The following is a 13,328-nucleotide window of genomic DNA, read 5'->3' on the forward strand; positions in this document are numbered from 1 at the left end:
TGAGAGTCTGCCCTCTCGGGGAACGCCGGGGCGCCCCCCGCCGCCATAGCGTGCGCGCGGACGCGTCCCGGCGGAGAGGGCACACGGTGCTCTGGACGTTGGGGGATGTCACGTGGAGCGCACGCCGCCGGACCGGTGCCGCGTACTCGAGTCCTACCAGGACGGCGTCACGGCGATCCGCGCGCTGGCGGAGCGCGCCGGCGACTGGGACCTGCCGACGCCCTGCGCCGACTGGCGGCTGATCGACCTGGCGGGGCATCTGCGCTGCGTCGCGGAGAACTTCCTGGAGTACCTGCAGGACGCGCCCGACAGCCGGCTGGCGACGCTGTTCGCGCAGGAGGCGGCGACGGCGGTGCTCATCCGGCAGCAGGCGCGGCAGAACGCGGCCGAGCTGGCGGTGCTGCCGCCGGAGCCGGGCCCCGACCGGATCATCTCGTTCGGGGTGTCGGCCGGCGCGTACGCCGACCTGATGCCGGACATGTGGGACCGCACCCATCTGATCTACCGGGGCACCAAGTACACCGTCGGCGACCACGCGGGCGCGGCGTGCGTCGAGTGGCACCTGCACGCCTGGGACATGGCCCGCGCGATCGGCGCGGACTACCGGCCGCGTGACCCGGACCTGCTGGTGTCGGCGTGGCACTGGGGCGTCCCGCACCTGCCGCTGGAGCCGGGCGACGCGTGGGAGGCGGTGCTGCGCTCCTCGGGCCGGTCGCCGCGCTGGCCGGAGCCCGACGACCGGCCCGGACGGCCGCGGCCCCGGCGGGCGGCCCGTCAGACGCCGTCCGGCCGCCCCGGCCGGGCCCGCAGGTAGACCAGCCACGTGAGCGCGCAGCACACGGCGTAGAAGGCGATGAACGACAGGTAGGCGCCGTCGCCGGTGCCGTAGGTCAGGAACGACTGCCGGAAGGCGATGTTGACCAGGACGCCGCCGAACGCGCCGACGGCGCCCGCGATCCCGATCAGCGCGCCGGACAGCCGGCGCGCCTCCTGCTCGGCCGCCGCCGCGCTCGCCGCGCCGGCGTCCGCCGCCGCCCGGGCCCGGGCGCGGAAGATGGCGGGGATCATCTTGTAGGTCGAGCCGTTGCCGACGCCGCTGAGCGCGAACAGCAGGACGAAGGCGACGAAGAACAGCGGCAGCGAGCCGCGCAGCGACGCGGCCAGCACGAGCCCGGCGGCGCCGGCCATCGCGGTGAACGTCCAGAAGGTGACGGCGGCGCCGCCGAGCCGGTCGGCGAGCCGGCCGCCGGCGGGGCGCAGCAGCGAGCCGAGCGCCGGGCCGAGGAAGGTCACGCAGGCGGCCTTGACGGGGGTGTCGAAGTCGGCGGCGAACTGCACCTGCAGGACCTGCCCGAACGCGAAGCCGAACCCGATGAACGACCCGAACGTGCCGATGTAGAGCACCGACATGATCCAGGTGTGCGGGTCCCTGGAGACGTCCCGCATCGCCCGCCGGTCGTTGCGGGCGTGCGCCAGGTTGTCCATCCGGAACCAGGCGCCGAGGGCGGCCAGCACGATGAGCGGGATGTAGACGCCGGCGACGAGGCCGGGGCTGTCCTTGCCCGCGGTGGCGAGGACGAGCAGCCCGACGAGCTGGACGACGGCGACGCCGAGGTTGCCGCCGCCGGCGTTGACGCCGAGCGCCCAGCCCTTGAGGCGCTGCGGGTAGAAGGCGTTGATGTTGGCCATCGAGGACGCGAAGTTGCCGCCGCCGACGCCCGCGACGGCGGCGAGCAGCAGCAGCGTGGTGAACGAGACGCCCGGCTTGACCAGGAACGCTGCCAGCACCGCCGGGACGAGCAGCAGCGCCGCGCTGAACACCGTCCAGTTGCGGCCGCCGAACCGGGCGACGGCGAAGGTGTAGGGCAGCCGCAGCGCCGCGCCGACGAGGGCGGGGACGGCGGTGAGGGTGAACTTGCCGGCCGCGTCGACGCCGTAGCCGGGGCCGAGGAACAGCACCAGCACCGACCACAGCGTCCACACCGAGAACCCGATGTGCTCGGAGAAGATCGAGTAGGCGAGGTTGCGGCGGGCGACGCGCGCGCCGCGGGCCGTCCAGAAGGCGGGGTCCTCGGGCCGCCAGTCCTCGATCCAGCGGCCCTTCGGCGGGTGGGCGCGGTCGCCGCGCGGGGTCCGGGTGGTGACGGTCATGGAGCGGTCTCCTCGGTTCGGGTCGGATTCCCGACCGTAGGAAGACGGGGTTTCGGGCGCGTGTGACCGGTCATACGCCGGTGATAACTCCGTCGCACAGCGCGTCCCCGCCGGCTGTGAGGCGCGGGGTAGACCCGGGCGGTGCCGGGTAGGCAGTGATCGCGGTGCGGCGGGGGAAACGGAGACGAGACCGATGGCGACCTGTGAAGTGTGCGGCAACGACTACGCGATGGCCTTCGAGGTGCACGCGCAGGGCGAGGTGCACACGTTCGACTCGTTCGAGTGCGCGGTCACGAAGATGGCGCCGATCTGCGAGCACTGCCAGTGCCGCATCATGGGGCACGGGGTGGAGGTGGGCGGGCACTTCTACTGCTGCGCGCACTGCGCCCGCGCCGTGGACCCGGACGGCGCCCGGCAGATCAAGGACGCGGTCCCGGCGTGACCGCCCGGCCGCGCGGGGGTGCGCGGCCGGCCGGTGCGGGCAGGCGGCCCTGGCCCGGCCGGGCCAGGGCAGGGCAGGTGCGGCCGGGCCGGGTGCCGCCGGGCCGGGTGCGGGCCGGTCAGATGCGGGCCGGTCAGATGCGGGCCGGTCAGATGCGGGCCGCGCCGAACGGCTGCTCGCGGCCGTCCTCCAGGTAGACGGCGCGGCCGTCGGCCATGGCCCGCAGGCTGGGGTCCATCCGGCGGGAGACGTGCGGCGGCGCCAGCTCGGGGACCTTTTCCGGCGCGACCAGGACGTGGTCGGACAGCTCCTCGGGCGGCAGCCTGATCGCGGCGATCTCCGCGCCGGTGATGGTGCCGCCGAAGACGAACACGTTGACGGCGTCGACGCCGTCGTCGCGGGGCGAGCCCCAGTCGACGCACGCCAGGCCGTCCAGGCGGGGGACGAGGCCGAGTTCCTCCTCGCACTCGCGGACGCACGCCGACAGCGGGGACTCGTCGGCCTCGATGACCCCGCCGGGGAGATACCAGCCCTCGCTGTAGGTGGGCTTGACCAGCAGGACCCGCCCGAGGTCGTCCAGGAGGAGGGCCGCCGCGGCGCCGCGGGCGCGCGGCAGGGAGGCGTAGTAAGCAAGGTCGGGCATGTACCGAGGTTAGGCGTGATCACCGTGGGGCGATCGGGGCGGGGCGGCGGCGGGGGCCGCATCCCTCCGTGAGATCACCGGGCCGCCGCGAATCCGTTCGATAACGCGGCAAAATACGACGAATAGGGCATGACAGGGTTCGACAACGCTTGACACGCGTTCGTCAAGGCTCCGCGAGGCGCGTCCGCGCCGCGAACCCCGCGCCGCTGACCTCGGCGGACGCGGCGCGCGGGTGTGAAGGGCATTTAACACCGGGGTCACACCGGGGACTCGGCCGCGAAACGGCGCCCGCCAAGCCTCGGCAGCATGAACGCGACTCCGACGCACTGCCCCTACTGCGCCCTGCAGTGCGGCATGACCCTGAGCGGGACCGGGCGCGGCGGCGTCCAGGTGGCGCCGCGGGACGACGTGCCCGCCAACCGCGGCGGGCTGTGCCAGAAGGGCTGGACGGCCGCGGAGCTGCTCACCGTCCCCGACCGGCTGACCACGCCGCTGATGCGGCGCGGCAAGGGCGCGCCGCTGCGGCCCTGCGGCTGGGACGAGGCGCTCGACCGCGTCGCCGGCGAGGCCGCCCGGCTCCGCGCGCTGCACGGCCCGGATGCCGTCGCGGTCTTCGGCGGCGGCGGGTTGACGAACGAGAAGGCGTACCAGCTCGGCAAGTTCGCCCGCGTCGCGCTCGGCACGTCCCAGATCGACTACAACGGCCGGTTCTGCATGTCGTCGGCCGCGGCGGCGTCCGGCCGGGCGTTCGGGCTGGACCGCGGGCTGCCGGGCCCGGTCACGGACCTGGCCGTGTCCGGCGCCGTCCTGCTCGCGGGCGCGAACCCCGCCGAGACGATGCCGCCGTTCATGCGGCACCTGGCCGAGATGCGCGACGGCGGCGGGGCCCTCATCGTCGTGGATCCCCGCCGCACCGCGACCGCCCGGCAGGCGGACCTGCACCTGCAGCCGGTGCCCGGCACCGACGCCGCGCTGGCCTGCGGGCTGCTGCACCTCGCGCTCGCCGAGGGGCTCGCCGACGACGGCTACATCGCCGCGCGCACGACCGGGTTCGAGGCCGTCCGGACCGCCGCCAACGCCTACTGGCCGGACCGCGTCGAGCGGATCACCGGCGTCCCCGTCCCGGCGATGCGGGAGGCCGTCCGGCTGCTGGCCCGCGCGCCGCGCGCGCACGTGCTGACCGGGCGGGGAGCCGAGCAGCACGCGCGCGGCACCGACATCGTCACCGCCTTCATCAACCTGGCGCTCGCGCTCGGCCTGCCCGGCCGCGAGGGCTCCGGGTACGGGTGCATCACCGGGCAGGGCAACGGGCAGGGCGGGCGCGAGCACGGGCAGAAGGCCGACCAGCTCCCCGGCTACCGCAAGATCGACGACCCGGCGGCCCGCGCGCACGTCGCCCGGGTCTGGGGGATCGACCCGGCCGACCTGCCGGGCCCTGGCCGGTCGGCGTACGAGCTGCTGTCGGCGCTCGGCACCGCGGGCGGCCCGAGGGCGCTGCTGCTGTTCGGGTCGAACCCCGTGGTGTCGGCGCCGCGCGCCGCGCACGTGCAGGACCGGCTCGACGCCCTGGACCTGCTGGTGGTCGCCGACTTCGTGCCGTCGGAGACGGCGCGGCGCGCCGACGTGGTGCTGCCCGCCGCGCAGTGGGCGGAGGAGTCGGGCACGATGACGAATCTGGAGGGCCGGGTGCTGCGCCGCCGCCGTGCCGTCCGCCCGCCGGCCGGCGCCCGCACCGACCTGGAGATCGTCGCGGCGCTCGCGGAGCGGCTGAAGGCGCCGGGGGAGTGGAGCGGCGACCCGGAGGAGGTGTTCGGCGAGCTGCGCCGCGCCAGCGCGGGCGGCGCCGCCGACTACGCCGGCATCAGCTACGCGCGGATCGAGGCCGAGGGCGGGGTGTTCTGGCCCTGCCCGGCCCCGGACCACCCCGGCACGCCCCGACCCTTCCTGGACCGCTTCCCCACACCGGACGGGCGCGCCCGGTTCGTCCCCGTCGAGCACCACGGCCCCGCCGAGGACGTCGACGCCGAGCACCCCGTGTACCTGACGACCGGGCGGGTCCTCGCCCAGTACCAGTCGGGCGCGCAGACCAGGCGCGTCCATGCCCTGGCCGAGGCCGCGCCGGGCCCGTTCGCCGAACTGCACCCTGACCTGGCCGCGCGCCTGGGAGTCGAGGACGGGGCCGAGGTCCGGCTGGAGAGCCGCCGCGGCGCCGTGACCGTCCGGGCGCGGCTCACCGACGCGATCCGCGACGACACCGTCTTCGTCCCGTTCCACTGGGCGGGGGAGGAGCGGGTGAACCTGCTGACCAACCCCGCCCTCGACCCGGTGTCGCGGATGCCGGAGTTCAAGGTCTGCGCCGTCCGCGTCACCGCGGGCGTGAGCGCCTTTTAACACGGCGGTGACAAAGGGGACCCCGCCGCGAAACCGCCCGAACGGAGGATTCCGACCATGACCACGACACCCGAAGCGACGATCACCAGGGACCCGGCGGGCCGCGGGACGGCCCGCTGGTTCGACATCTGCTCCTACGCCGACCTGATCCCCGAGCGCGGGGTCTGCGCGATGGTGGACGGCGTCCAGGTGGCGGTCTTCCGGGTCTACGACGGCGCCCTGTACGCGCTGTCGAACCTCGACCCGTTCAGCGGCGCCTACGTGCTGTCGCGCGGGATCCTCGGCACCCGCGACGGGACGCCGACGGTCGCCTCCCCCATGTACAAGCAGGTGTTCGACCTGCGGACGGGGGCGTGCCTGGACGATCCGCGGGTGGCGCTGCCGGCGTTCCCGGTGCGGCGCGCCGGGGACCGGGTGGAGGTGGCGCTCACCGATGAGCACCGCCAGTGAGGCCGCGGCCGGCCGCACCGGCCCGCTGGCCGGGTTCGCCGTCGGGGTGACCGCGGCCCGCCGGCACGAGGAGCTCGCGACGCTGCTGGAGCGGCGCGGGGCCCGGGTCGTGGCCGCGCCCGCCATCCGGCTCGTCCCGCTCGCCGACGACGCCGAGCTGCTGGAGGCGACCCGCGCGGTCGCCGCCGGCCCGCTCGACCACCTGGTCGTCACGACCGGGATCGGGTTCCGGGCGTGGCTGGAGGCGGCGGACGGGCACGGGCTGCGGGACGCGCTCGTCGCGAGCCTCGCCGGGGCGGGGATCGTGGCCCGCGGCCCGAAGGCGCGCGGCGCGATCCGGTCGGAGGGGCTGCGGGAGGAGTGGTCGCCGGCGTCGGAGGGCTGCGCGGAGGTCGCCGCGCACCTGCTGGCGCGGGACCTGGCCGGCGCGCGGGTCGCCGTGCAGCTGTACGGGGAGCGGCAGCCGGAGCTGACCGGGGCGCTGCGCGCCGCCGGCGCCGAGGTGATCGAGGTCCCGGTGTACCGGTGGTCGCGGGTCGACGACCCGACGCCGCTGCGCCGGCTCGCCGGGCAGGCCGTCGCGGGCACGGTCGACGCGATCACCTTCACCAGCGCGCCCGCGGTCGCCGCGACGCTCGCCGTCGCCGCCGAGGACGGGCTGGAGGACGCCCTGCTGGAGGCCATGCGCGGCCCCGTCGTCGCGGCGTGCGTCGGGCCGGTCACCGCGCGGGCGCTCACCGACCGCGGCGTGCCGACCGTCCAGCCGGAGCGGGCCCGGCTCGGCGCGCTCGTGCGGGCGCTGGTCACCGACCTGCCGCGGCGCCGGTCGCGGCGGCTGTCGGTGCGCGGCGCGTCGCTGGAGCTGCGCGGGCACGCCGTCGTGCTGGACGGGCAGCTGCGGCCGATCGCGCCGGCGCCGATGGCGATCCTGCGGGCGCTGGCGCGGCGCCCCGGCCATGTGGTGTCGCGGGCGGAGCTGTGCGGCGCGCTGCCGAGCCGCCCGGCCGGCAACGGCGCGGCCCGGGGCCGGGACGCGCGCCCGCAGGCCGACGAGCACGCGGTCGAGATGGCGGTGGCGCGGCTGCGCCGCGGCCTCGGCCGCCCGGGGATCGTGGAGACGGTCGTCAAGCGCGGCTACCGGCTGGCGTGCGATCCGCGGCCCGCCGGCCGGCTCGCGGCGGGCGCCGGTGGCTGAGCCGGCGCTGCTGGCCGTCGCGCACGGCACCCGGGACCCGGCCGGGCCCGCCGCGGTCCGGGAGCTGCTGGCCCGGGTGCGGGCGATGCGGCCGGGCCTGCGGGTCGCCGAGGCCTACGGCGAGCTGGCGGAGCCGTCGCTGGAGGACGCCGCCGCCGCGCTCGGCGGCGGCCCGGTGGTCGTGGTGCCGCTGCTGCTGGCGCGCGGCCACCACGCGCTAGCCGACTTCCCGGGGCGCGCGGCGCGGCTGCTGCCCGGCGCGGTGGCGTCCCGGCCGCTCGGCCCGGACCCGCTGCTGGCGCACGCCCTCGCCGACCGCCTGACCGGCGGCCGGTCCCCGACCCGGATCCCGCCGCGCCCGGACGCCGTCGTCCTCGGCGCGGCGGGATCCGCCGACCCGGCCGGCATCGCCGACGCCCGGGAGGCCGCCCGGCTGCTGGCGCGGCGGCTGGGCCGGCCCGTCCGGCACGGGTTCGTCGCCGCCGGCGGGCCCGTGCTGGACGAGGTCGTGGCGGACCTGCGCCGCGGCGGGGCCCGCCGGGTCGCCGTGGCGTCCTACCTGCTGGCCCCGGGCCGGTTCCACGACCGGGCCGCGGCCTGCGGCGCCGATGTCACGGCGCCGCCGATCGGCGCGCACCCGGCCGCGGCGCGGCTGGTGCTGCGCCGCTACGACGAGGCCCGGTCGGGGGCGGCGGCGCCGGTGCGGGCGTCCGCGTCCTGACCGGCGAACCGGTCGTCGTGGTGGGCGAGGACCCGCAGCAGCATGTCCCTGAACAGCGCGCGCTCCTGCGGTGACAGCGGCGCGAACAGGGCCTCGTTGAGGCGGACGCGGGCGTCCAGGCCCGCGCCGAGGAACAGCCGCCCGGCCTCGGTGACCTCCAGCGCGTACCGGCGCCGGTCCTCGGGGTCGCGGCGGCGCTCCAGGTGGCCGGCCTCCTCCAGGGCGTCCACGATGCCGACCAGGTCGCCGGCGTCCATCCGCAGCCGCTCGGCGACGGCCCGCTGCGACAGCGGCCCGGAGCGCGCCACGCACCACAGGACGAGCAGGTGCGGGAGCCGGGGCTGGCCGGGGAGCATGCGGGCGGCGGTGCGCCGGACGAGCCGCACCATCTCGAACATCAGGTAGCTGGGCGACTCGAACATCGGGTCGGACTGGTCCGTCACGTCCGGCTCCTCGGAATTGCTTGGGACGACCTATCTCTCTTGACGTGAGAGATAGGGTACTCCTACCGTTGGAGGGCCCAAAAGGTGGGTGTGCGTGCTCCATGCGGAGGGAGGCCCCATGCCGGACGGGGGACCCGCCGTCGAGGTCGACGGCCTGATCAAGAGGTTCGGCGAGGTGGAGGCCGTGCGGGGGATCGACTTCGCCGTGCGGCCGGGGGAGATCTTCGGTTTCCTCGGCCCGAACGGCGCCGGCAAGTCCACCACGATCAACATGCTCTGCACGCTGCTGCGGCCGACCGCGGGCCACGCGCGCGTGGCCGGGTACGACGTCGCCGCCGAACGCGACAGCGTGCGCCGCAACATCGGGCTGGTGTTCCAGGACCCCACCCTCGACGGCTACCTGTCGGGGGAGCAGAACCTGCGCTTCCACGCCGAACTGTACGGGGTGCCCCGCTCGGTGACCGGCGACCGCATCCGGCAGGTGCTGGAGATGGTCAACCTGTGGGACCGGCGCGGCGACCTGGTGCAGACCTTCTCCGGCGGCATGAAGCGGCGCCTGGAGATCGCGCGCGGCCTGCTGCACTCGCCGCGGGTGCTGTTCCTGGACGAGCCGACCGTCGGCCTGGACCCGCAGACCCGGGCGTCGATCTGGGAGTACATCCGGCAGCTGCAGGCGGCCGAGGAGATCACGATCTTCATGACGACGCACTACATGGACGAAGCCGAGTTCTGCGAGCGCATCGCGATCATGGACTCCGGGCGGATCGTCGCGCTCGACACCCCGGAGGCGCTCAAGGCGGGCGTCGGCGAGGACCGGGTCCGCATCCAGACCGCCGACGACGCGGCCGCGATCGCCGCGATCCGGGAGCGGTTCGGCCTGTCCGCCGTCGTGTCGGAGGGCGCGGTGACCTTCTCGGTGGCCGCCGGGGAGGCGTTCGTGCCCCGGCTGTTCGCCGAGCTGGGCGTCCCGATCCGCTCGGTGAACGTCGCGCGGCCGTCGCTGGACGATGTGTTCATGTCCTTCACCGGGTCCACGATCCGGGACGCCGAGGCCACGGGGAGCGACCGGATGCGGATGGCGATGCGCGCGGCGAGGAGATGACGATGGGGAGCACGGCGGAGCCGGCGGCGGCCGCCGAGGTCGTCCGGGTGCGGGTGCCCGAGCGCGGCCTGCGGCAGGACCTGCGGGCCGTGAAGATCGTCCTGCACCGGGAGCTGATCCGGTTCTGGCGGGACAAGCTGCGGATGGTGTCCGGGCTCGTCCAGCCGGTGCTGTGGCTGCTGGTCATGGGCACCGGCCTGTCCAACCTGGTGACCAGCGGCGGCGGCCCGGCCGGCGCCGTCGACCTGAAGACCTTCATCTACCCCGGCGTGTGCGCGATGTCGGTGATGTTCACCGCGATGTTCTCCGCCGGGTCGATCGTGTGGGACCGCGAGTTCGGGTTCCTGCGCGAGATGCTGGTCGCGCCCGTCAGCCGCAGCGCCATCGTGATCGGCAAGTGCGTCGGCGGCGCGCTCGTCGCGACGCTGCAGGGCGTGGTGATCGTGCTGCTCGCGCCGCTGGCCGGCGTCCCCTACGACCCGGTGCTGATGGCGCAGCTGGTCGGCCTGATGTTCATCGGGGCGTTCGCGCTCACCGGGTTCGGCGTGATGATGGCGGCGCGGATCACCCAGATGCAGGCGTTCTTCGGCGTCATGCAGATGGCGATGATGCCGATGATGTTCCTGTCGGGCGCGCTGTACCCGCTGAACGGCCTGCCGACCTGGCTGAGCGTCCTGACCCGCTTCAACCCGCTCACCTACGCGGTCGACCCGATGCGGCACGTCGTGTTCGCGCACCTGGACGTCTCGGACCGGCTGCTGCGCACCTTCGACCCCGGCGTCACCTGGGGCGGCTGGACGGTCCCCGTCTGGCTGGAGATCCTCATCGTCCTCGGGATGGGCCTCGGCCTGATGGCGGTCGCCATCCTGGAGTTCCGCCGCGCCGACTGAGAAGTCACCTCCGCGCCAGGCCGCGCTCCAGCATACTTGCCCTTGCGCACGAAGCGTGTTCGTTCGAATGCGGAGGGTAAGAGCGATCGTGGACGTGAACAGGGTGATGTGGCGGGGCGCCGCGGCGGCGGCCGCCGTCCTGGCGGCGGTGGCGGGCGCGGCGCTCGCGGACGGGCGGCCCCGGGCGGAGGCCGCGAGCGGCACGGCGCCCCGGGCCGGCGCGGCGGAGCTGCGGATCACGCGCTTCCTGGGCGAGCGGCGCCTCCCGCACATGATGAAGGTCGGCGGCACCACCTTCGGCGGCGTCTCGGGGATCGACCGCGACCCCCGCACCGGCACCTGGTACCTGATCTCCGACGACCGGTGGCGCTACGACCCGGCGCGCTTCTACACCGGCCGGCTCGACATCGACCCCGCCACCGGGAACTTCACCGGGGTGCGGGTCACGGGCGCGGTCACGCTCCGCCGCCCCGGCGGCGACCCCTACCCCGGCTTCGGCAAGCCCGGGTCGGCCGACCCCGAGACGATCCGCTTCGACCCCCGCAGCCGGCGGGTCCTGTGGGGCAGCGAGGGCGACCGGCCCGACGAGGGCCACCAGGGCATCCCGCTGTCGCAGATGTCGCTGAGCTGGGCGCGGACCGACGGGCGGTACGCGGGCGCGCTGCGCGTCCCGCCGGCGCTGCGGCTCACCGAGGAGCGCCGGGGGCCGCGCCGCAACTTCGGGTTCGAGGCGCTGACGTTCACCCCGCACGGCATCGCCGCGATGGTCGAGGGCCCCCGCTACGAGGACGGCGAGCCGCCGACCGTGCGGCACGGCGCCCTGACCCGGCTCACGCTGTGGGACCGAGCCGGGCGCGTCCGCGCCCAGTACGCCTACCCGGTCGACCGGCTCCCGGCCGCGCCGAAGCCGCCCACCGGCGTCACCGACAGCGGCGTGTCGGAGATCCTCGCCGTGGGCGGCCACCGGTTCCTGGCGCTGGAGCGGTCCTGGCTGGAGGGCGTCGGCTACAAGGTCCGGCTGTACGAGTTCGACGTGCGGGGCGCCACCGACGTGCTGCGCCGCGACTCCCTCGCCGGGGACGCCCCGTTCCGCCCGGTGCGCAAGCGGTTCGTCGCCGACCTCGGCGCGTTCGCGTCCCCGACGCAGAACCTGGAGGCGCTGGCGTGGGGGCCGCGGCTGAAGTCGGGGGAGTGCACCCTCGTCGCCGCCTCCGACGACAACTTCGACCAGCGGGAGATCACCGAGTTCCTGGCGTTCGCCGTCCGGGGCTGCTGACCCGGCCGGACATGCGTGAGGGCCCGCCGGACGGTGCGATCCGGCGGGCCCCCACGCGCCCATGGGAGAACGGGTCAGACGGCGAAGTCCAGCAGCGGGCGGGCGTTGCTGGGGTGCCGCAGCTTCGACAGCGACTCCTTCTCCAGCTGGCGGATCCGCTCGCGGGTCAGCCCGAGGGCCTTGCCGATCTCGTCCAGGGTGCGCGGCGTCCCGTCGTACAGCCCGAACCGCATCGCCATGATCTTGGCTTCGCGAGGGGACAGGATGTCGAGGGTGCGGCGCAGCTGGTCGGCCATGAGCTGCCGGTCGACGAGCTCGGACGCCTCGGGGCTGTCGGTGTCCTCGATGAGGTCGCCGATGCGGGTCTCGCCGTCCTCGCCGATCGTGGAGTCCAGGCTGATCGGCTGGCGGCTGGTGCGCAGCAGCTCGCGGACCTGCTCGGGGCTCTTGTCCAGCTCGGCGGCGAGCTCCTCCGGCGTGGGCTCGCGGCCCAGCCGCTGGTGCATGTCGCGCTCGACGCGGCTCAGCTTGCTGAGCATCTCCAGCACGTGCACGGGCAGCCGGATGGTGCGGGCCGAGTCGGCGAAGCCGCGCTGGATGGCCTGCCGGATCCACCACATCGCGTAGGTGGAGAACTTGTAGCCCTTGGAGTAGTCGAACTTCTCCACGGCGCGGATCAGGCCGAGGTTGCCCTCCTGGACGACGTCCAGCAGCGACAGGCCGCGGTCTGAGTACTTCTTGGCGACCGACACCACGAGCCGGAGGTTGGCCTCCAGCATGTGGGCCTTGGCGCGGCGGCCGTCGGCGGCGACCCATTCCAGGTCGGCGCGCACGCCGGGGGAGAGGTCCTCGGTCTCCAGCTTGTGCTCGGCGTAGAGCCCGGCCTCGATGCGCTTGGCGAGGTCGACCTCCTGCTCGGCGGTGAGCAGCTGGCGGCGCCCGATGGCCTTGAGGTAGGTGTGGACGGAGTCGCCCATGGTGGTCGACTGGTCGTCCAGGTCGGCCCCGGTGTCGGCGTCGGCCTCGGCGGTGGTCACCTCGAACCCCCCGTCGGCGGGGGCGTCCGCGGTGTCCGCGGCGTCGGCGCCTGCCTTGGCGCTCTGGCGCGCCGGCCCGGCGGCCTTGGCGGTCTTGCGGGAGGTGCGCTTCTTCGCGGGACCGGCGGGCGCCTGGGCGGTCTCCCCGCCGTCGTGGTCGGCGGCCGCGGCGAGCTTGCGCACGGTGTCGGCCTCGCCGGCCAGGCTGATCCCGGATTCGGCCAGCTCGCGCAGGATGGAGCGGCCCTGGGCCGGGCTGATCCCGGCGGCCTCGAAGGCCCCCCGAACCTCGTCGAGCGAGAGGCGCCCTTGGGCGCGGCCCCGCTTGAGGAGCTCGTTGAGCGCGGGGCCCGCCGACTCCGTGAGCGGGGTCTCGACGGCGCTTCGCGGCATGGAGACACCCCCCTCCCTTCGGTGTGAGTGCGGCGCGGATTGTGTGTTCGCTGGTGGCGCACGCACTTAACGGAACGTCGCACGGCCGGGTCATTGTTCCCAGGACCGCGGGACGACGGCCCGTCCCCGGGGATCGCGGAGGAACGATCCAGAACGGTCTGGTGCCCGGAATGGGCAGGTTCACACGATTTCGC

General features: G+C 75.2%; 13 protein-coding genes. 9 read left to right on the forward strand and 4 right to left on the reverse strand.

What is annotated here, in order from left to right:
• Nucleotides 1–112 precede the first annotated feature (112 nt).
• The gene (locus tag ACGFI1_RS34990) at nucleotides 113–814 is read left to right on the forward strand and encodes a maleylpyruvate isomerase N-terminal domain-containing protein (protein ID WP_386865972.1); all 702 of its coding nucleotides are present in this window, start codon (nucleotides 113–115) and stop codon (nucleotides 812–814) included.
• On the opposite strand, the gene ACGFI1_RS34995 is transcribed toward ACGFI1_RS34990, so the two are convergent.
• On the reverse strand, nucleotides 775–2,151 hold the full coding sequence (locus tag ACGFI1_RS34995; RefSeq protein WP_386865970.1) for a nitrate/nitrite transporter: 1,377 nt from the start codon (nucleotides 2,149–2,151) through the stop codon (nucleotides 775–777). The two genes, ACGFI1_RS34990 and ACGFI1_RS34995, sit on opposite strands and share 40 nt — an antisense overlap.
• A gap of 193 nt (nucleotides 2,152–2,344) precedes the next feature.
• On the opposite strand from ACGFI1_RS34995, the gene ACGFI1_RS35000 reads away from it, so the two are divergent.
• The gene (locus tag ACGFI1_RS35000; RefSeq protein ID WP_386865968.1) at nucleotides 2,345–2,593 is read left to right on the forward strand and encodes a hypothetical protein; all 249 of its coding nucleotides are present in this window, start codon (nucleotides 2,345–2,347) and stop codon (nucleotides 2,591–2,593) included.
• A gap of 148 nt (nucleotides 2,594–2,741) precedes the next feature.
• Here ACGFI1_RS35000 and ACGFI1_RS35005 read toward each other — a convergent pair whose 3' ends face one another.
• A complete protein-coding gene (locus ACGFI1_RS35005; RefSeq protein ID WP_386865966.1) occupies nucleotides 2,742–3,236 on the reverse strand; it encodes an NUDIX domain-containing protein in 495 nt (164 codons plus the stop codon).
• 306 nt (nucleotides 3,237–3,542) lie between these two features.
• Here ACGFI1_RS35005 and ACGFI1_RS35010 point away from each other — a divergent pair, with 306 nt between their 5' ends.
• From ACGFI1_RS35010 to ACGFI1_RS35025, 4 genes are read left to right on the forward strand one after another with little or no spacing between them, the layout of a single operon-like run.
• Entirely contained in the window at nucleotides 3,543–5,627 is a 2,085-nt protein-coding gene (locus ACGFI1_RS35010; protein WP_392791555.1) for a molybdopterin oxidoreductase family protein, read from the forward strand.
• A gap of 57 nt (nucleotides 5,628–5,684) precedes the next feature.
• Nucleotides 5,685–6,077, forward strand: coding sequence for a nitrite reductase small subunit NirD (nirD, locus tag ACGFI1_RS35015; protein WP_138640412.1), 393 nt, complete (start codon nucleotides 5,685–5,687; stop codon nucleotides 6,075–6,077).
• Nucleotides 6,061–7,272 carry a uroporphyrinogen-III synthase gene (locus ACGFI1_RS35020; RefSeq protein ID WP_386865962.1) on the forward strand — a complete coding sequence of 404 codons (1,212 nt, stop codon included), beginning with the start codon at nucleotides 6,061–6,063 and terminating at the stop codon, nucleotides 7,270–7,272. Before nirD ends, ACGFI1_RS35020 begins: the two co-directional genes overlap by 17 nt.
• The gene (locus ACGFI1_RS35025) at nucleotides 7,265–7,993 is read left to right on the forward strand and encodes a sirohydrochlorin chelatase (protein WP_392791558.1); all 729 of its coding nucleotides are present in this window, start codon (nucleotides 7,265–7,267) and stop codon (nucleotides 7,991–7,993) included. The genes ACGFI1_RS35020 and ACGFI1_RS35025 overlap by 8 nt, the downstream gene beginning before the upstream one ends.
• Here the strand turns inward: ACGFI1_RS35025 and ACGFI1_RS35030 are convergent.
• Nucleotides 7,939–8,436: a MarR family winged helix-turn-helix transcriptional regulator gene (locus ACGFI1_RS35030; protein ID WP_138640410.1), complete on the reverse strand. Its 498-nt coding sequence runs from the start codon at nucleotides 8,434–8,436 to the stop codon at nucleotides 7,939–7,941. The genes ACGFI1_RS35025 and ACGFI1_RS35030 overlap by 55 nt on opposite strands.
• Before the next feature lie 118 nt (nucleotides 8,437–8,554).
• Here ACGFI1_RS35030 and ACGFI1_RS35035 point away from each other — a divergent pair, with 118 nt between their 5' ends.
• The 3 genes from ACGFI1_RS35035 to ACGFI1_RS35045 all read left to right on the forward strand — a co-directional run bounded on the left by ACGFI1_RS35035 (nucleotide 8,555) and on the right by ACGFI1_RS35045 (nucleotide 11,704).
• Nucleotides 8,555–9,538 carry an ATP-binding cassette domain-containing protein gene (locus tag ACGFI1_RS35035; protein WP_138640409.1) on the forward strand — a complete coding sequence of 328 codons (984 nt, stop codon included), beginning with the start codon at nucleotides 8,555–8,557 and terminating at the stop codon, nucleotides 9,536–9,538.
• 2 nt (nucleotides 9,539–9,540) lie between these two features.
• Complete coding sequence (locus ACGFI1_RS35040; protein ID WP_138640408.1) at nucleotides 9,541–10,428, forward strand: ABC transporter permease; 888 nt, start codon at nucleotides 9,541–9,543, stop codon at nucleotides 10,426–10,428.
• Between the two features lie 88 nt (nucleotides 10,429–10,516).
• Nucleotides 10,517–11,704 carry an esterase-like activity of phytase family protein gene (locus ACGFI1_RS35045; RefSeq protein ID WP_392791561.1) on the forward strand — a complete coding sequence of 396 codons (1,188 nt, stop codon included), beginning with the start codon at nucleotides 10,517–10,519 and terminating at the stop codon, nucleotides 11,702–11,704.
• A 74-nt stretch (nucleotides 11,705–11,778) separates the two neighbouring features.
• On the opposite strand, the gene ACGFI1_RS35050 is transcribed toward ACGFI1_RS35045, so the two are convergent.
• Nucleotides 11,779–13,134, reverse strand: coding sequence for an RNA polymerase sigma factor (locus ACGFI1_RS35050; RefSeq protein ID WP_386865955.1), 1,356 nt, complete (start codon nucleotides 13,132–13,134; stop codon nucleotides 11,779–11,781).
• Between the last annotated feature and the right edge of the window lie 194 nt (nucleotides 13,135–13,328).

This window comes from Actinomadura geliboluensis (genome assembly GCF_043197915.1).
In the GTDB taxonomy this organism is placed as follows: domain Bacteria; phylum Actinomycetota; class Actinomycetes; order Streptosporangiales; family Streptosporangiaceae; genus Spirillospora; species Spirillospora geliboluensis.